Genomic DNA, 20,122 nt, shown 5'->3' with positions numbered 1-20,122 from the left:
TTCTTCTCGAATCTCTCGATTCTATTACTCTTATTCTTTTGTCCCGATAAATCGGGACGGCTGTCAATTCAATATGTCTAGGAACGTGTTCTTATTGTTTAAACTGATTTTATTTCAGTCTCTTTTCCTCTTCTATTCTCACAGGTTAACCGTGTTTCTCGAAGCGGGTGCAAAAGTACAACTTCTTTTTAATCTCACAAGAAAAATTTAAAGTTTTTTTTATTCTTCTTTCAAAAAACTAAAAACCATTTCTCCTGTCAGTATTTCAAATAACTTGCGCTAATTGCGGGGTGCAAATGTAAAACGTAAATTCTTTTCTCACAAGCTTTTTTTGATATTTTTTTTCAGAGATTTAACCCCCTTCTCTATCCTTATTGCTTGCCAGTATATCAGTGAACGTCTTGCTGATTGCGGGTGCAAAAGTAACACCTTTATTCGTTTTTACAATACCTTTTGCTATTTTTATTTCTGCCTTTTTTTTAACAACCTGAAAATATGTTTCTTACATTTTTGTCTTTTTTGAAATTGTAGGAGTTTGGAGAGTATAAAAGCGAAATCTATGCAGCCAACTAATAGTTTTTGATGGTTTATCCACTAAGACAGCTTAAAAATATAGCAATTAAGAGCCCTATAATAAACACATAATAACTCGTTCTCACGGTTCAACCCAACAAATTCTTGAACAAATAATAACCAACAAGAACTACACCTTATGTATTATAAGCACAAAATGCCAAAATACACACTCCTAACACTCCGTTTAAAACACATAATATAATTAGGAAGAAAAAGTAAAATCTCAATCATCGAGAAGAGCTGTTGCTATTTTTCTTTTTGAGCTTTTGCTAACCAATGTTCGCTCAAATCATCAATATCGACAGCTTTAGCTGGTGGTTGATATTGCAACCTACCCGAATTAAAAGCTCTAAACAATATTGTTTCGATAAGAAAATCTTCGTTCACATCGTACGGCTGGTATTTTGACTTTAAGTCAATATCAAACATACTCGCAGCTGTATTTGACCAAAAAGCTTTCCAACCACTCTTTAATTCTTTTACCAACTCATAGGTTGTTGCCCCAGTTTGACGGTGAATGAGTTTTACCAAAATGCGACCCTGGCTGCGGGATAACTTTTTTAACCTCGCTTCAAATTCGTTGGTCAAATAATCTTCTACAATTTTAAAATATTTTTTCTTTTCTCTCGCATTAGAAAGCCTATCCATTCCTTTATTTAATGACACTAAGCGATCAGCTGCTAATTTAGCATACGGATACGTTACCAAAACTCTATTTTGTAAAATCAAAAACTGCTTTCTGTCAATTTCGTTTAATTTTTGTTTAGAAATTATAATTTCTTCTAATTGAATCGTGTCTTTCTCTATATCATAAGACTCGTCTATTTCAGAAACTCTAATTTTTGGATTAGAAGGAATGATTTGCGCAACACCATTCGATGATAAAAGAAAGCAACCTATTAGTGTAATAAAAAACTTCATTGAGATACAATTTACTAGGTAAAATTATACATTAAATATACAATTCTAGTACCAAATTTATAAATTAGCCAAAAAATATTATTTATGAGTACAGAATCTATATTAAAACCAACATCCTTAGCATTTTTAGAGCACTATTTAAACAACGCATCTCCAACGGGGTATGAAGCTGAAGGTCAAAAAATTTGGATGAATTATCTAAAACCTTATGTTGATACATTTATAACCGACACTTATGGAACCGCAGTAGGCGTAATTAATCCTGATGCTCCTTATAAGGTAGTCATTGAAGGTCATGCCGATGAAATTGCATGGTATGTGAATTATATTACGGAAGACGGATTGATTTACGTCATTCGAAATGGAGGTTCAGACCATCAAATAGCCCCTTCAAAAAGGGTCAATATTCATACTAAAAAAGGGATTGTCAAAGGGGTTTTTGGTTGGCCAGCTATCCATACCCGCAGTAGAGGCAAAGAAGAAGTAGCCAAAACAGACAATATTTTTATTGATTTAGGATGCGAAACCAAAGAAGAAGTAGAAAAACTTGGCGTACACGTAGGTTGCGTGATTACTTATCCAGATGAGTTCATGATTTTAAATGAAAACAAATTTGTTTGTCGCGCCATAGACAATCGCATGGGTGGTTTTATGATTGCCGAAGTTGCTAGATTATTACACGAAAACCAAATTAAGCTTCCTTTTGGTTTATACATAACTAATGCCGTACAAGAAGAAGTAGGCTTACGTGGTGCCGAAATGATTACACAAACCATCAAACCAAACGTAGCCATAATTACTGATGTATGCCACGATTCTACGACCCCCATGATTGAAAAGAAAATTGAAGGTGAAACAAAAATCGGAAAGGGACCTGTAATCACTTATGCTCCTGCTGTACAAAACAATTTAAGAGATTTAATCGTGGACACGGCTGAAGAAAAAAATATTCCCTTCCAACGCCTAGCTTCATCAAGAGTAACAGGAACTGACACCGATGCTTTTGCATATAGCAATGGCGGAGTGGCTTCAGCTTTAATTTCGCTTCCCTTGCGTTATATGCATACCACAGTTGAAATGGTTCATCGAGAGGATGTAGAAAACGTTATTAAATTGATTTACGAAACGATTTTAAAATTAGAAAACAACGAAACTTTTTCTTATTTCAAATAAATCATTCGATATAAATTTGTTCAAGGTTGCGTTAGAAAAAAACCTTGAACAAATTTACCTATTATACTTCCTACTACTATTACACATTCTTTACCTTCCACAGCCACTCCTTTTTCATTAAAGCTTAAATTTAACTCTTAAAAAATAGCTTTGTCTATTCATAAATACCCACTGGTCTTTATTTTTTTGTAAAAATCACATCCAAGTTAGCACAACGCACCCTTAGTAGCGCCATCAAATTTGTATTTTTTCATTTCCAAAAACAATAAAAAAAACTTCCCCTTAACTATAAATAGCTCTTATATCCTTATTTACATCAAAAACAGCAAATATAATATCACCTTTAATCAAATATTAGGAAGTTTTGCGTTGCTATTCCCACTAATATTGTAATCTGTTTTATTCCTTGATTAGGACATTATAACCTCGAATTTTAGGAATACTATAATATTATACAAATCAAAAGAATATGAAAGTAGGTTTATTTATCCCTTGTTATATCAATCAATTATACCCTCAAGTAGGAAAAGCAACAATTGAAGTTTTAGAAAAATTAAATGTAGAAGTCGTTTATCCATCAGGACAAACATGTTGCGGACAACCTATGGCTAATTCAGGCTACGAATACGAATCTGTGGGTGCATGCAATAATTTTGTAAACAACTTTAAGGATTTTGATTATATCGTTACTCCCTCTGGAAGCTGTGCATATCATGTTAAAAAGCATTATAACATCATACCACAAACAGAAGAAGTAATTAAAGTACGCCAAAATGTATATGAACTATGCGACTTTATAGTAAATGTCTTAAAAATTAAAAATCTAGGTGCATCGTTCCCCTACAAAGTAGGTATCCATAAAAGCTGTCATGGATTAAGAGGATTACGATTAGGCTCATGTTCTGAAGTTGTAGGAGCCTCTTTTTCTTCTTTGGAAGATTTACTAAAAGAAGTTAAAGGAACTGAGATAATGTCCTTAAGAAGAAGTGATGAATGTTGTGGTTTTGGGGGAACATTTGCTGTTACAGAAGAAGCCGTATCTGTAAAAATGGGTAAAGATAAAATTCAAGATCACCTAGAAAATGGTGTTGAAGTGATTACAGCAACTGACACATCTTGTTTAATGCACTTAGAGGGACTAATCACTCGCAACAAGCAACCTCTAAAAGTTTTGCATATCGCCGAAATTTTAAACAGCTCTTTATAATTATTTCTTATAACGACTACCAAAAATTAAAAATATGAGTCATTCAAAATTAGCTTCAATATTTAACAAAGACGAAAAACGTGTCGATTGGCACGATAAAGCCTTATGGTTTGTTCGTCATAAAAGAGATAAATCTGTACACAGTGTGAAAGGATGGGAAGAGTTACGCAACCTAGGTCATGGCATCAAGTCTCACATGCTTTCCAACTTAGACCATTACCTACTCCAATTTGAAGAAAACGCTAAAAAAAATGGTGTTGAAGTACATTGGGCGGCAGATGCTGCTGAACATAATCGCATCATTCATCAAATTATAAAAGACAATAAGGGTACCAAAGTAGTCAAAAGTAAATCCATGTTGACTGAAGAATGCCATCTTAATCCGTATTTAGAAGCCGATGGAATTGAAGTTATTGACACCGATTTAGGTGAGCGAATTGTACAATTAGCCCAAGAGCCACCTAGCCATATTGTATTGCCAGCTATTCATAAAAACAAACATGAAGTTGACAAATTATTTCAAGAACATTTAGGTACACAGCCATGTGATGGTGACCCTCAATATTTGACTAACGAGGCTCGAAAACATTTACGCGAAAAATTTATCGAAGCTGATATTGCCATCACTGGAGTAAATTTTGCAGTTGCCGAAACCGGAGCTTTAGTGGTTTGTACCAATGAAGGAAATGCAGACATGGGGGTACACCTCGCTCCAGTACACATTGCTTGTATGGGATTTGAGAAACTTATCCCTAAGGAGGAACATTTGGGTGTCTTTTTACGATTATTGGCTCGCAGTGCAACAGGTCAACCCATCACAACTTATTCATCACAATTTAAAAAACCTCGAAAAGGAACCAAAATGCACATTGTAATTGTGGACAATGGAAGAAGCGAACAATTGAGTCGTTCAGATTTTAGAGCTTCTTTACACTGTATTCGTTGTGGTGCTTGTATGAATACTTGTCCAATATATAGACGTAGTGGAGGTCATAGTTATAATGCTACTATTCCAGGACCTATAGGTTCAATTTTGTCACCCGGACTCGATCTAAAGAAACACAGTACACTTCCCTTTGCCTCAACTCTTTGCGGTTCATGCTCCGATGTATGTCCTGTGAAGATTGATATACATTCTCAGTTGTATAAATGGCGCCAAATCATCACTAAAGAAACCCCACAACCTTTCGTAAAAAAACAAGCAATGAAAGCGATGGGTAGCTTATTTGCTAACCCTAAAAAATTTGAAAAAGTAGGCATTATAGCACGATGGTCTTTACGAAATTTACCTAAATCCGTCATCAACTCTAAACCTAATGCTTGGGGCAAAGCTCGAGATTTACCACTTGGTCCTGAACAAAGTTTTGACGAATGGTATTTAGAAAGAGAAAAAAATAAAAAAAAGTAACTCATGAACAGCAGAGAAAAAATATTAGCTAAAATTGCTGCCAACAAACCTGAATTAATTGAGCTTCCAAATATCAATATTTCATTGTTTGAAGAAGAAATAAATCTTATTCAAGAATTCACAAAAAAAGTTGAAGTAGTAGGAGGTCAAGTGTATCATGCTACATCCAATCAAGATGTTGTCAATCAAATTCTCGCAATGATTCCAAATACTCCAAATAATTATTCAACCTTGGAAGGAATTGAGAATTTTAATACTATTGATTTGCAAAATATTAATAGACCACAAGATTTAGAAGACCTAGATATTTTAATTCTAGAAAGTGATCTTGCGGTAGCAGAAAATGGCGCTGTATGGATTGAGGATGACAAACTCCCTATTAGAGTTCTTCCTTTTATTACCAACCATTTGGTACTTGTAATATCTAAAAACAATTTAGTTCCCTTTATGCATCATGCCTATCAAAAAATCACTAAAAAACCTACTGGTTTTGGTGTTTTCATTGCAGGCCCATCCAAAACAGCCGACATTGAACAGTCTCTCGTAATTGGTGCCCACGGTGCATTAAGCCTTTCCGTTTTTATTAAATAAGGCACTCGTTAAAAACAATTGACAAAAATGCTTTGAAGTTTTAAAAGATACCATATTCTAGAAAGTTTATTGAAATTCGTTTCAATAAACTTTTTTTTATTCAACACTAACGATATAGAAAACCTGAACCTACGTCAAACAAAAAAGCAAATTTACCCCCGAATTTTTCGCCTTAAAAAAGTATCAACTATTTTACCAATTATACCATAAAAAAAACACCCAATAACTCTTGTGATTAACAAGTGGCATTGGGTGTCAAAAAAAAAAAAATTAAATTATATCAATCTAAAAATTAATAGCCCTCATTTTGAGGTATTTTATTTTTAGTATTTGTAACAATTTCAATATTAGGAATTGGTAATAATTTGAATTTTGGGTCTGCAGTATGAGCTTGTAATTGTAATAACGTAAAAGGATTGTCGTACTGAGCATAAAATGCAGTCATTAAACTGAAATGATTATCCATTACTCCTTTAGCGGTGATGGTTGTCATTGTAGTATTGAAACGTAATAAGTCAAACCAACGTTGATTTTCTAATGCAAATTCCCATCTTCTTTCATTAGCAACTGCTGATTCATAAGCTGCAGTTGAAGCAAGATTAGTCAATGTATAGGCAGTTAACCCTGCTCTAGTGTGTACTCTATTCAAATAGTCCAAAGTAGTAGTATTAGCAGTACCTACTGCTTCACAATACATCAACAATACATCACTAAATCTCAATACTGGCCAGTCCAATTCAGAATCATTAGCAACTCCAACAGTTGTAATATGCTTAGAAGCCCAATAAGTCCATGTAGTAGATACAGAAGTCGGAGTAGGTTTATAAACTTTAATATTGTAATTTCTTCTCACATCAGACGCACTGTAAGAATTGTACAATTCTTCAGTTGGATTATTATACGCCCCTCTTGTCCCTGCTGGAACAGGTAATCCTGTTTGAGTGGTAACCGCATTTGTGTTACTTGAGAATAAATTTGCTAAAGAACTTCCATATCCTAGACCACCTGATTTAAAACGAATCGCAAATAATATTTCAGCATTTAATTCATTTGTAGAAGCAAATACATTAGCATATGCTCCCGTACCAGTCAATATTGAATAACCACTATTAGCAATAACATCAGTCAACAATGGCAATGCATCTGATTTTTGTCCACGAGTAAGGTAAACCTTAGCCAATAAAGCTTTTGCTGCCCAAGCAGTAGCTCTTCCTTTATTTGCTGCAGTAGTTCCTGCAAACGTTGTTGATATACAATTTGCAGAAGCATTTTTCAAATCTGCAATAATAAATTTATAGATATCATCAACACTTGCTCTTGATAAATTTAGAGCTTCTTCTGAAGTGATAGGCCTATCTAACAAATATACTCCTCCATATAGCCTAACTAAATTAAAATAATGATAAGCTCTCATAAAAGAAGCTTCACCCGCAGTTGTTTTTCTAATCGCATCTGAAACAGCTACAGAACCATTGTAATCAATAGTTCCAGTAGATGCATTATAAGACGTTTTCAATCCCTGCAAAAGGGCATTTATACTACGAATACTAGTATAAGTTGTCGCCCAATAACTTTCAATAAATAAATCAAAAGAAGGAGCTTGAAAGATATCATTACTATATACTTGCAAATTTTGAGCGTTAGTTGTACCTGTGTTGTTCATAAAAGTATTATCACTTCTTATTTCTGACAACATCCATTCGAAGGCTATAGGTGCTCTCAACGTATTGTAACATCCATTTACAGCCAAACTTAATTCCGTTTCATCTCTATAAAAATTTTCACTACTGATTTGATTGAAGTTTTCAACATCAATATAATCTGAACAACTTGATAGAGATAAAATTGAAAATAAAATTAACAACTTATTTTTATTGATAATATTTTTCATATTTATGTTTTTTAAAATTTTTTAATTTCACAAAACCTATTTTATTTTAGATTTATGTAAATCTTATTTATTATAATCCTACTTCAATTCCTGCAAGAATTGTTCTTTGAATTGGATAAGCACCTCTCTGATATCCATCATGTAGCGCATCAGATTGTGAAGTTCTTGCTTCAATATTTATACCTCTATAACTTTTATTTGCCAAAAAGAATAAATTTTGACCAGATAAAAAGAATCTAAAATTAGCTAAACCTAACTTATTTAATGTCTCTTTTCCTAAATTATAACCTAATGAAACTTCTCTCAAAGTCATATAAGTAGCATCTTCAATCGCATTATCAGTAAATAACCAGTTAAAACCGTTAGTGGTATAAGGCGTTTTACCATCCCCTGGATTACTTGGACTAACCCATCTATTGGCCATGTAATTTAAATTTCTTTCTTTCGCTTCATTGTAGTTAACATCACCATTAATTAATTGTCCCCCTTTAACTCCCTGTAATGTAAAATTTAAATCAAAGTTTTTATAATTCAATTTATTTGTTAATCCCCAAGTAAAATCTGGATACGGATTACCTAAAATTGTTCTATCATTAGTATCGATTTTCTTGTCACCATTTATATCCACAATTTTCAAACCACCTTCTTTCAAACCATTTGTTAAAGTAGTTGTATATCCTGAAGCTGCTATTTGCTCTTGACTAATCCAAACACCGTCTGTTTTATAACCATAATAACTTACTAATGGCTGACCTATAATTGCATAATTATTTAAACCGTTTCTACCATCAATCGTAGATGAAATTATTTGTGAATTAGAACCTAAATTTTTAATCTTATTTTTAACATGTGAAATATTAAAATCAGTACTCCAGCTAAAATCTTTTGTTTTGATGTTTACTGTTGATAATTCTAATTCTATACCTTTATTATTTAGACTTCCAGCGTTAACAATAGTAGAACTAGAACCTGTGATTAACATACTTGCTTGATTTAATAATAACTTTTCTGTTTCAGAATTATATACATCAACACTCATACTGATTCTATTTCTAAACATAGACAAATCCAACCCTAAATTCGTTTGAAAAGTTCTTTCCCAAGTGATGTCTTTATTAAAGTTAACCAGGTTTGTATTAGCTAATCCACCTTGAACATTTCCTGTTCCTGAACCACTCAAATAATTGGCACTATTAAAAGTGTTTTCATATAAAAAAGGACTAATATTGTTATTTCCAGTAGCACCATAACTTGCTCTAAAAGCTAATCTATTAATTGCTTCAACATTATTTAAGAAGTTTTCTTTTGAAAGTACCCAACCTAATGAAACCGCTGGAAATCCTCCCCATTTATTTCCATCAGCAAATTTTGAACTACCATCAGTTCTATAACTCGCCATTACTAAATATTTATCCTTATAGGCGTAATTAACCCTACCTAAAACAGAAATTAAACCCGTAGTAATATCAGACTGAATTGGTTGAGCAATCGTAGTAGCAAAATTTAAATTTTGGACAAAATCACTAGGGAAATTTGTTCCCGCTGTCACTAAGAATTTTTCTCTAGTTGATTGCAACGTAAAACCAGCTAAACCTGTAAAATCATGATTTCCAATTGACTTTTTATAATTCAAAGTATTTTCAGTCAAAAAGTCAAAATAATTAGTAGTAGTATAAGTTGCATAATTTGGATTACCAAATCTTGAAGCATTAGCTGCTCCAGATTGTAATCTTTCTGAATTTTTATAATATATATTTTGGGTAGTTCTTAAATCTAATCCTTTTGCGATTTCAAAACTTAAACCTACACTTCCTTGAAAACGAAATTGATTATTATTATCATCTTGCATTAATAATGCACGCATTGGGTTCGTATTGGATGTTGTAAATGGAATTGCATTAGCAGCTGTTGTATAAGCTACTCCGTTTGGATCAATACCACTATAAACTAGATTAGCAAAGTCATCATCTTCTGCAAAATCACCAACTTTAATATTTCTACTTGGTTGTTGTCCATTAATGAAATTTGCTGTTGCTTGAGTATGATATACTGGAAGGAAACTAGGAAATCTTGTGAAATCAATAAAATTAACAGCTGGTCTCTCTGTTTTTGTATTCGAAGGATTTAAGTTAATGTTTAATTTAATTTTATCTGTCAAAGCGGCGTCATATTTCACTCTAAAGTTTAACTTTTGGAATTCACTCTTTAACATTAATCCTTGGTCATATTGATAACCTGTAGAAATAAAAAACTTACTTTTTTTACTACCCCCAGACACATTAAATTGCACATCTTGATAATAAGCCGTTCTTAAAGCTTCATCTTGATAATCCGTTGCATTTCCTCCTAATAAATCTTTTTCAATAGAATACTGCGCTTGCCATTTACTTAATGAAGATAATGTTGACCCATAAGCTGATGTCCATAATGGATCAGCTACTCTTAATGCTTGTTCAGCATACAATCTCTCAACATAAGCTTGAGAGGTCATGATATCATAGGTTTCATAAGCTTGCTTAACTCCTGAAGTATTTCTGAAAGTAAATTTTGTTTTTCCTTCTTTACCGCTTTTAGTCGTCACCAAGATTACACCATTTGCACCTCGAGAACCATAAATAGCAGCCGATGCAGCATCTTTTAATACCTCAACAGACTCTACATCCGCATTATTCAATGCTCCAAATCCATCAGGCATTGGTTGTCCATCCACTACTAATAAAGGACCTGTTCCTGAACCAATAGAACTCACACCTCTAATATTTACTTGTGTATCAGCACCGGCTTCTGAGGAAATATTTTGAATTCTAACTCCAGCAATTTTACCTTGTAAAGCATTATCTAATCTCGATACTGGTGCTGTTTCAATTTTTTCACTCTTAACTTTAGCTACTGACCCAGTGACGCTTGATCGCTTTTGGGTACCATAACCTACTACAACAATTTCATTTAATTGATTATTTGCTTCCGCTAAGGTTACGTTTATTGTTGTGTTCTTTCCTACTACAACACTTTTAGTTTCAAACCCTAAGTAAGAAAATTTTAGGACTGATTTAGCACTATTTGCTAAAATCACATATTTCCCATCAAAATCAGTAATCACACTATTACCATCTACAGTAACAGTAGCATTAGGTATTGTCTGACCGGTATTATCAAGTACTTTTCCTGACACCTTAATCTTGTCAGTTTGTGCATTGATAATCGATGAGAAAACTAAGAGAAACATTAAAATACTTCTTTTCATAATTTAATCCGTTTGTTAATTAATTTGTTTTTTTGAATTTGAAAGTTGAAAAAGTCTTTCCCTTTTAATACTATATCGATTGAAACACTCAAAAATAAATTATCGCTTTCTTATTTAAAAAATTAAACAACCAATTTGGTTAACCAATCAACAAAACAAACTTAATTTTTTTTTAACCAATAAAAAAAAGAAAGTGTACAAAAAAATGAAAAATGAAAATAAAAACACAAAACATTATTTTTAATTAAAAAAATTAAAATATTAGTAACAAAAAACCAATTTTAACAATAAAAAATCAAGAAACAACCCTTAAAATTTAACTCAATTTTCACGGAAAATACTTAAAAAAAAAGAATTTACTTACTAAAAAAACACAGCTATCCAAATAAAAAGCTAAAAACAGCCAATCTGGTAAACCAGTTGAAAAAAATAGCTATTACAGTTTAAGAATTAGACGCCAATAAAGTATCTCATCTACTCCTTCTTATAACAAAAAAAGCCTTCTTAAAAATTTAAGAAGGCCTTCTATTTTTACTAGAACTTACGTCTTTATAAAATGTAATCCGTATTAATGAAGTTAGATTCTTTACTATTCAACAATTCTTGCAAAATGGCATTGTTATACTCATTGTCTTTTGACGCAACAAAAGTTCTAATTGAAAACGAACGTAACGCATCGTGAATACTCAATGTACCAACTGCTGAGTCTTTACGACCAGTAAATGGAAAAACATCAGGCCCTCTCTGACATGAAGAATTTAAATTTACTCTACTCACTAAATTCACTAATGAATCAATTAGTGGTGCAATTGTCTTAACATTTTGCCCAAACAAACTCACTTGCTGACCATAATTAGACTCTGCCATATCCTGAAGAGGCTCTTGAATGTCTTTGAATGTCAAAATTGGCACAACAGGACCAAATTGCTCTTCTTTATACACTCTCATTTCTTTATTAACAGGATATAAAACTGCAGGATAAATATAATTCTCTGAATGCTGTCCTCCTTTAGCATTAATAATTTTAGCTCCTTTGGCTAAAGCATCATCAATTAACCCTTGGATATATGCTGGTTTTTCTTTTTCTGGTAGTGGAGTTAAGGACACTCCTTTCTCCCAAGGATTTCCAAAAATGAGATTATCTACTTTTTCAGAAAAACGTTTGTTGAATTCAGCTGCAATTGATTCATGTACATATAATACTTTCAATGCAGTACAACGCTGGCCGTTGAATGATAAGGTTCCCGTGATACATTCATTAATAGCCAAATCCAAATCGGCTTCTGGTAAAATAATTGCTGGATTTTTAGCTTCCAATCCTAATACTAATCGCAAACGGTTTTTATTAGGGTGTTGGTCTTGTAATGCAATTGCAGATTTACTATTTCCAATCAAGGCCAAAATATCCACTTTTCCTGATTGCATAACTGGAGCAGCCACTTCTCTACCTCTACCGTAAAGAATATTAATAACGCCTTTAGGAAAGCTACTTCTGAACGCTTCTAACATTGGCGAAATTAATAACACACCATGCTTTGCAGGTTTGAAAATAACAGGATTCCCCATAATAATCGCTGGAATCAACAACGAAAAAGTTTCATTCAAAGGATAATTATATGGACCTAAACACAATACAACACCTAACGGACTTCTCCTTACCATTGCATTTACTCCTTGTACTTTTGAAAAATGAGCACTACGAGCATTGAGTTCCTTATAACTCTCAATGGTATCATAGATGTACTCAACTGTTCTGTCAAATTCTTTTTCAGAATCTCCTAACGATTTTCCTATTTCCCACATTAAGAATTTCACAACCTCAGCACGGGTTTCTTTCATTTGTTGCACAAAATTCTCCATACACTTGATACGATCTACTACTTTCATAGTAGGCCATAATCCTTGTCCATTGTCAAATGCAGCTGAAGCTGAATGTACAGCATCTAAAGCTTCTTTTTCCCCCATAAAAGGGATTGAACCTAATAATGTAGGCGCATAATTTTCGGTTGAAGAAATAGTGGAATACACGGGCGTAGTTTCCCCTGTCCATTTTTTTAATTCTCCATCGATTAAGTAAGTGTCTTGATGTAAGACCTCCTTAATTTGGTACTCTTGTGGAATTGAATTCATGTTTTTTTTGTAGTATTGGTTTGATTATTGTTTTTTAAAATGAAAAAAAGAGGTTTTTACCCTCTTTTCTTTAGTGTTATTCTACTTCACCTTCCCATTCCAGCATACCGCCCAATAGGTTATAAGTGTGTTCGAATCCTAGTTCATTCATTATTTCGCATGCTTTAGCACTTCTTGCTCCAGAACGGCAATACACATAGTATTTTTTGTTTCTGTCCAAAGCATCAATTTCTGAAATAAATTCTTGTCCTTTATGTATATCTATGTTAATGGCGTTTGGAATCATACCCTCATTAACTTCGCTCTCTGTTCTTACATCTAGAATTACAACATTCTCGTCTGCTTCTAACTGAGCAACCCATTCTTCTTGTGATAAATTCATAATTCGTTATTTTTTTATCAAAAATACAAGGTTTTTATTAATTATAAAACATAAATTTTGAATTATTCTTTGTCACGAAAACGTATTAGTAATTCTAACCAATTGTATTACAGCTATATAAGAAAATAAAAAGAGAGCTAGAAATATAAGAAAAAACTTCAACATAAATCTTTTTAAAATCACATCTGATTCACCACTACTAATTAGTATTGAATGTTGTGCTATCCACTTGCTTTCTCAAAAAAGGTAGTATATTTGAATAAATCCTATTTAAGTTATGTCTGACACAATCAAAAACATTTTTTCCACTTTTTCTTCTGAACTGATTCAAGCAGTAGAACAAAATGCTACTTTCAAGGAAGTCCCAGCTGGTGAAATCATTATGAGAACAGGACAATACATTAAAAACACCGTATTGATTACCAAAGGCAGAGTAAAAGTATTTAGAGAAGGAGAAAATGGCGGTGAATTTTTCATGTACTACCTACAACCAGGACAGGCTTGTGCCATTTCTATGATTTGTGCAACCAAAAATGAAAAAAGCCAAATCATGGCCAAAGTAGTCGAGGATGCTGAACTGATGATGATTCCGCTATCGCTAATGGACCAATGGATGATGCAACATCGTACTTGGTACGAATTTGTCATCGAAACTTATCGAAGTCGTTTTGAAGAAGTTCTTGAAGTAGTAGATAGCATTGCTTTTCGAGCTATGGATGAACGCTTGGAATTTTACCTTAAACGACACCGTGATGCTTGTGGATGCAACGTACTTAAATTATCCCATCAAGAAATAGGTAACGAACTCAATACCTCACGAGAGGTAATTTCTCGCTTGCTAAAAAAGATGGAACAACGGGGATTAGTCAAATTACACCGCAACAACATTGAATTAATTGATTTATAATTTAACCCAAATGACAGTAGAAATCTACTCAACTTTATTTTTCTTCAAATTCAGGCACTTACTCAATTTTTTATCATTGACCTGAGAGCTTTGCTCGAACTGGCGAAGCAAATAGTTTACTATTCCTTCTTCAAAAAATCTCCGTGAGCACCTGAATTTATTCAAAATTTCGCTTCCATACGAGGTGTACTGCGTAATTTGGGTTTAAGTCTGTGATAAATGTTACTGTGTAACGCTACAGAAACTTCCACCTTTGTATAAAAATTACAAAATGGAATATTTAGGTTATTTTGCTTCAATTATTATAGGACTTTCTTTGGGTTTAATTGGCGGTGGAGGCTCCATCTTGACCATACCCATATTAGTATATTTATTCAAAGTTGACCCTGAACTCGCTACAAGCTATTCGTTATTTATTGTAGGTAGTACAGCTCTGTTTGGTGGCTATAGTCATTTCAAACTTGGTAACCTAAATATAAAAACGGCATTGTACTTTGCCGTACCTTCAATAGTGTCGATTTTAATTATCCGAGAAGTGATTTTCCCTCACATAGCATCTACTCTTTTTACAATAGCCTCTTATGCTGTTTCAAAAGACTTACTTATCATGTTAGTATTCTCCATTCTAATGATAACTGCATCCCTTTCCATGATTTTGGATAAAAAAACAATAGTAAAATATCCCAAAACCAATTTTATCCAACTAGGATTTATTGGTTTTCTTGTTGGAATAGTCACTGGATTTTTAGGCGCAGGTGGAGGCTTTTTGATTATCCCAGCCTTACTATTCTTTGCTAATTTACCAATGAAACAAGCTGTAGGCACATCATTATTGATTATTTTCATCAACTCTGCCATTGGATTTTTGGGCGACTTATATATTGGAACTCCCATCGATTATACATTACTGTTTACCATCTCCGGAATGGCATTTATAGGAATGTTAATAGGCATTCAATTTTCAAAAAGAATAGACGGAAATAAACTCAAACCGCTCTTTGGATGGTTTGTATTCGTTATGGGCATTTATATCATTGTAAAAGAAATGTTTTATTAAAGGTTACTAATAGAGCACCTCAACAATAACTTAATAAAACCAATTGTGAACTCCAATTATTAAATTCTTGTTTTATGTTAAAAATCAATGCTCGCCATACCCTACATCATCCATCTTACCACTAAAAACTTTGTACTGAATCACAAAATAACCTATTACTAATACGAGCGCAATCGCAAACCAATATACCCCCACTGATAGTGCATACGCTTCATTGGCAACATTATAAATAGTTAGCGAAGGATTAACTCGATTCGTAGAAGGCAAAACTTCAGGAAAAATAGAAGCCGTCGTAGAAGTAAAGCCTCCAACCAAAAACAAAGTAGAAAATAAAAACCCCGTTCCATCCTTCTTGAACGTTTTGATTTTGAAAAGCCCAAAAAGCCCTATAAAAGTGATTAAGGGAAACACAAAAAGAAGCGGATGTGCTATAAAATTATGAAAGGGGTCTTCTTCGATAATATGCCAAACCGAGATCGATACGATAACGAGAACTAGAAGCACAAAATTTAGTTTATAAATAACCTCTTTTAATTTGGGATTTAAGTCTGAATTGGTTTTATAAATAATCCAATTAGCACCATGAATCATCAACGCAACAACACTTACCACACCTAAAAACAAAGTAAACCAGTCGATAATTCCTAACTCAGCTGCTTTAGGACTAAAGGTAGCATTCCATAGTGGCAAGAAAAAATAATGCGGTTCTTGAGTTGAAACACCATTGATTACCATTCCTAAATTAACTCCACGGACTACATTCCCTAAGGCCATTCCAAAAAACAAGGCCAATAACAAACTGGCAATTCCAAATGCCTTGTCCCAAACAGCTTCCCACATAGGGTGATGAAATTGCCCACGCAATTCTAAACCTACTGCTCTAAATATAAGCAACCATAAAATCATAATTAAAGGCAAATAAAACCCACTGAAAGAAGCGGCATACAATGTAGGAAAAGCATAAAACAACACCCCTCCTCCCGCAATTAACCAAACTTCATTCGCATCCCAAAAAGGACCAATAGCATTGGTAATGGCTTTTTTATCTTTTTCTTTTTTGGCAAAAAACAAATGGATAATTCCTGCACCAAAATCATATCCATCCAAGACCAAATAAGTCCCTAATATGAAGATTAAAACGATATACCAAAAAAATTCCATAAGCAAATTATTTTATTTTGTGATGAACGAAAAACATATTTTAGTTATGTTATTTATGAAAATCCTAAATTGATTTTAGATCTCCTTTTTTTAATTAATGCGCTGTGGGGTCAGGACCTTTATAAATAATTTTCCCAACCAAAATAGCGAACAACATCCCCAAAAGCGCATACAGCCCTACAAATCCCATCAAGGTAAACAGGGTATTCCCAGAGGAAACCGTTGGTGAAGCACCATCGGCGGTCCGCAATAAATTATATACTAACCACGGTTGACGCCCTAATTCAGCAGTGTACCAGCCTGTTGTATTCGCAATGTAAGGAAAGGGCATCATGAATAGAAACGACCACAACAACCATTTAGTTTGAAACAATTTATTTCGACTCAATTGAAATGCCGCTAACACCGTCATCCCGATGAATAAGGTTCCTAATCCTACCATAATATGATAGGCATAATATAAACCCGAAATATTCGTAGGATGCGTGTTTTCTGGAAACTGATCAAGGCCTTTGATCTCAGTATCCCAATTCCCATAAGTCAAGAAACTCAACACATTTGGAACAGCAATTTTATTGTCTAATTTTTTGTCTTTTACGTCTGGTTGCCCTATAAGTACAATCTCAGCTCCCTTTTCTTCGGTATGAAAAATACCCTCCATAGCTGCAAAAGTAACGGGTTGGTATTTTGCCATATTTTTAGCCAATAAATCTCCTGTAGGCATTGCAACTACCAAACTGGAAATCAACCCAAAAACTACTCCGGTTTTTAAAAACAATTTCCCATAAGATACATTGCGATTGTTTAAAATATAAAAGGCTCCTATACCCGCTACAACAAACGAACTGGTCACTAACGAAGCCGCTTGATTGTGTAAATACGAAGGCCAAAGCCATAAATTAGTAAAGAGTACTTTAAAATTAGTTAGTACAAATTTGCCATTCTCTAGCACCTCATACCCTACTGGATGTTGCATCCAAGAATGTGTAGCGATAATCAAATAACCGCTTGCCCACGACCCTAAACAAATCAATAAGCCGGTTACAAAATGCCAACGATGTCCTATGATTTTCTCCCCAAAAAGAAACATCCCCAAAAAGGAAGATTCAAGAAAAAAAGAAAACATCCCTTCCATAGCTAATGTTTGCCCAATAATACCCCCTGTGAGCTCTGAAAATTTGGCCCAATTGGTACCAAATTGAAACTCCATAGGGATACCCGTCACAACCCCCATGGCAAAATTAAGAGCAAAAATACGCATCCAAAAATGCGTGGCTTTATTATAATGTGGGTCGTTTGTTTGTAAAAATTTCCATTTAAAATAAACCACAATCAAAGAAAGGCCCATAGTCAATTGCGGAAACAAATAATGAAAAGTGATGGTGAATGCAAACTGCATTCGGTCGTAAAAGAGCATTTCTTCCATCGAAAAGGAGTTTTATTACTATGCCACAAATTTAACCTAAACGATTTAGAAAACCCACTTGAATCCTTTTTAAAATTGGAATTATTTTAGGGTTTCATACCATTTTAAGATTATGTAACTTTAGTCACTATATAACACCAAATACTACCCTACCTTTGTTTATATAAATTAAAATATAAAATCATGCAAATCGAACAAATATACACCGGTTGCCTAGCCCAAGGCGCATATTACATCACATCAAATGGCGAAGCGGCCATCATTGACCCTTTACGAGAAACAGCTCCTTACTTGAAAAGATTAAAGCGCGATAAAGTAAAATTAAAGTACGTTTTTGAAACCCACTTCCATGCTGATTTTGTTTCAGGACACATTGATTTAAGCAAAAAAACGGAGGCTCCAATTGTGTACGGTCCCAATGCCAATCCTGAATTTGAAGCCATAATTGCCCAAGACGGTCAGGAATTCAAAATTGGAGACATCTCCATCCAAGCGCTTCATACACCTGGTCACACTATGGAAAGTACTACTTACCTACTCCTCGATTCGTCAGGAAAAAAACACGCTATCTTTTCAGGCGATACACTATTCATAGGTGATGTAGGAAGACCCGATTTAGCTCAAAAAGCAGCTTCTATGACTCAAGAAGAATTGGCTGGAATTTTGTACCATTCCCTTCGTGATAAGATTATGACATTACCTGATGATGTGATTGTCTATCCTGCACACGGAGCAGGAAGTGCTTGTGGTAAAAACATGAGTAAGGAAACCGTATCTACCATTGGAAACCAAAAAGAAACCAATTATGCTTTGAGAGCCAATATGACTGAAGCTGAATTCATCAAGGAGGTTACTGATGGCTTAGCACCTCCACCTGCTTACTTTGGCATGAATGTCGCCATGAACAAACAAGGTTATGAAAGTTTTGAGAGTGTGTTAAACCACGGAATGAAAGCCATACACGTTTCTGATTTTGAAACTATTACAGAAAACACAGGAGCTTTAATTTTAGACAGTAGAGAAAGCCAAGAATTTGCTGATGGTCATATCCCTCAATCAATAAATATCGGTATTGATGGAAGTTTTGCGTTATGGGTTGGCGAACTTATTGAAGATGTAAAACAACCTATAATTCTTGTCACAGCTCCAGGAAAAGAAGAAGAAACTGTAACCCGATTGAGTCGCGTAGGATTTGACAATATTGTTGGCCATTTAGAAGGTGGCTTCGAATCTTGGCAAAAAGCAAATAAAGAAATAGATAGTGTACATCGAATTACTGCCACAACTTTTGAAAAAGAATTTGAATTAGGAAAAAGCAAAGTGATTGATGTACGTAAAGAGAACGAATACAATGCTGAACACATCAATGATGCCTACCTACGACCTCTCGCATACATCAACGACTGGATTGAAGAAATCAACCCAAAAGAGCACTTTTATATGCATTGTGGTGGCGGATATCGTTCCATGATTGCAGCTTCTATTTTACAAGCCAGAGGCTTTCGAAATTTTACAGAAATTGAAGGCGGATTTGCTGCAATAGCCAAGACCAACATACCTAAAACTGATTTTGTTTGCCAAAGTAAAGTTTTGAAATCGAATTAAAAAATCGTATTTTTAGTATTCCAAAATTAAAAATTGAAACCTATGATTTTTTTATCAAAACTCAATTTTGCTAAGCTCATGAAATTTAGGCGAAGATCAAAAGCCAGCGAACCTCTTGTAAGACCAAACAAAGTGATTGAGACTTTAAAAAAAGACTTAATACTCAGAGAACAACTAGCTTTACAGCGTACGATACTAGCCAATCAAAGTACTTTTTTGGCTTTTTTACGCACCGCCATGTATTTTTCTATAGTAGCTTTAAGCGCGCGAAATTTACTCCAAATAGAAAATAGCTTACTTGTAGAAATTATCTTTTTTGTAATTTCTGGGTTTATTTTATTTTTTGGAATACTAAATTATTTCCGTCACAAACGAATGATTCAAGACAACCGAAAACACATTGGAGATTATCAACTCCAATACCAAGAATAGAAGTCTCTCAT

Annotated in this window: 15 protein-coding genes; 8 read left to right on the top strand and 7 right to left on the bottom strand. The window is 33.9% G+C overall.

Annotation, left to right across the window (positions count from 1 at the left end; translation table 11 throughout):
* Positions 1–822: 822 nt before the first annotated feature.
* Positions 823–1,497, bottom strand: a complete 675-nt coding sequence (locus tag K5R64_RS06860; RefSeq protein WP_220762115.1) for a DUF4294 domain-containing protein — start codon at positions 1,495–1,497, stop codon at positions 823–825.
* Between the two features lie 84 nt (positions 1,498–1,581).
* On the opposite strand from K5R64_RS06860, the gene K5R64_RS06855 reads away from it, so the two are divergent.
* The 4 genes from K5R64_RS06855 to K5R64_RS06840 all read left to right on the top strand — a co-directional run bounded on the left by K5R64_RS06855 (position 1,582) and on the right by K5R64_RS06840 (position 5,876).
* On the top strand, positions 1,582–2,670 hold the full coding sequence (locus K5R64_RS06855) for a M42 family metallopeptidase (RefSeq protein WP_220762113.1): 1,089 nt from the start codon (positions 1,582–1,584) through the stop codon (positions 2,668–2,670).
* A 469-nt stretch (positions 2,671–3,139) separates the two neighbouring features.
* Positions 3,140–3,877: a (Fe-S)-binding protein gene (locus K5R64_RS06850; protein ID WP_220762112.1), complete on the top strand. Its 738-nt coding sequence runs from the start codon at positions 3,140–3,142 to the stop codon at positions 3,875–3,877.
* 34 nt (positions 3,878–3,911) lie between these two features.
* Positions 3,912–5,285 (top strand): lactate utilization protein B, encoded by a 1,374-nt coding sequence (locus K5R64_RS06845; RefSeq protein ID WP_220762111.1) that lies wholly within the window; start codon positions 3,912–3,914, stop codon positions 5,283–5,285.
* 3 nt (positions 5,286–5,288) lie between these two features.
* Positions 5,289–5,876 (top strand): LUD domain-containing protein, encoded by a 588-nt coding sequence (locus K5R64_RS06840; protein ID WP_220762110.1) that lies wholly within the window; start codon positions 5,289–5,291, stop codon positions 5,874–5,876.
* Between the two features lie 292 nt (positions 5,877–6,168).
* On the opposite strand, the gene K5R64_RS06835 is transcribed toward K5R64_RS06840, so the two are convergent.
* From K5R64_RS06835 to K5R64_RS06820, 4 genes are all read right to left on the bottom strand, one after another.
* A complete protein-coding gene (locus tag K5R64_RS06835; RefSeq protein ID WP_220762109.1) occupies positions 6,169–7,767 on the bottom strand; it encodes a RagB/SusD family nutrient uptake outer membrane protein in 1,599 nt (532 codons plus the stop codon).
* Between the two features lie 70 nt (positions 7,768–7,837).
* Complete coding sequence (locus tag K5R64_RS06830; RefSeq protein WP_220762108.1) at positions 7,838–11,011, bottom strand: TonB-dependent receptor; 3,174 nt, start codon at positions 11,009–11,011, stop codon at positions 7,838–7,840.
* Between the two features lie 549 nt (positions 11,012–11,560).
* A complete protein-coding gene (locus tag K5R64_RS06825; RefSeq protein WP_220762107.1) occupies positions 11,561–13,141 on the bottom strand; it encodes an NADP-dependent glyceraldehyde-3-phosphate dehydrogenase in 1,581 nt (526 codons plus the stop codon).
* Between the two features lie 76 nt (positions 13,142–13,217).
* The gene (locus K5R64_RS06820; protein WP_220762106.1) at positions 13,218–13,523 is read right to left on the bottom strand and encodes a rhodanese-like domain-containing protein; all 306 of its coding nucleotides are present in this window, start codon (positions 13,521–13,523) and stop codon (positions 13,218–13,220) included.
* Positions 13,524–13,800: 277 nt separating this feature from the next.
* On the opposite strand from K5R64_RS06820, the gene K5R64_RS06815 reads away from it, so the two are divergent.
* Together K5R64_RS06815 and K5R64_RS06810 are read left to right on the top strand one after the other, a co-directional pair.
* Positions 13,801–14,430 (top strand): Crp/Fnr family transcriptional regulator, encoded by a 630-nt coding sequence (locus K5R64_RS06815; RefSeq protein WP_220762105.1) that lies wholly within the window; start codon positions 13,801–13,803, stop codon positions 14,428–14,430.
* 271 nt (positions 14,431–14,701) lie between these two features.
* Positions 14,702–15,487: a sulfite exporter TauE/SafE family protein gene (locus K5R64_RS06810; RefSeq protein ID WP_220762103.1), complete on the top strand. Its 786-nt coding sequence runs from the start codon at positions 14,702–14,704 to the stop codon at positions 15,485–15,487.
* 84 nt (positions 15,488–15,571) lie between these two features.
* Here the strand turns inward: K5R64_RS06810 and cydB are convergent, their stop codons facing one another.
* Positions 15,572–16,648, bottom strand: a complete 1,077-nt coding sequence (gene cydB, locus K5R64_RS06805; RefSeq protein WP_220762102.1) for a cytochrome d ubiquinol oxidase subunit II — start codon at positions 16,646–16,648, stop codon at positions 15,572–15,574.
* Between the two features lie 94 nt (positions 16,649–16,742).
* The gene (locus tag K5R64_RS06800; RefSeq protein WP_220762101.1) at positions 16,743–18,074 is read right to left on the bottom strand and encodes a cytochrome ubiquinol oxidase subunit I; all 1,332 of its coding nucleotides are present in this window, start codon (positions 18,072–18,074) and stop codon (positions 16,743–16,745) included.
* Positions 18,075–18,257: 183 nt separating this feature from the next.
* On the opposite strand from K5R64_RS06800, the gene K5R64_RS06795 reads away from it, so the two are divergent.
* Both K5R64_RS06795 and K5R64_RS06790 read left to right on the top strand, forming a co-directional pair.
* Positions 18,258–19,679, top strand: coding sequence for a rhodanese-like domain-containing protein (locus K5R64_RS06795; protein ID WP_220762100.1), 1,422 nt, complete (start codon positions 18,258–18,260; stop codon positions 19,677–19,679).
* Between the two features lie 42 nt (positions 19,680–19,721).
* Positions 19,722–20,111 carry a DUF202 domain-containing protein gene (locus tag K5R64_RS06790; RefSeq protein WP_255580318.1) on the top strand — a complete coding sequence of 130 codons (390 nt, stop codon included), beginning with the start codon at positions 19,722–19,724 and terminating at the stop codon, positions 20,109–20,111.
* Positions 20,112–20,122 lie beyond the last annotated feature (11 nt).

It is taken from the genome of Flavobacterium sp. UMI-01, from assembly GCF_019656315.1.
GTDB lineage: Bacteria > Bacteroidota > Bacteroidia > Flavobacteriales > Flavobacteriaceae > Flavobacterium.
Note: the sequence above shows the minus strand (reverse complement) of the source record. Positions and strands in the feature narration are given on the sequence as shown.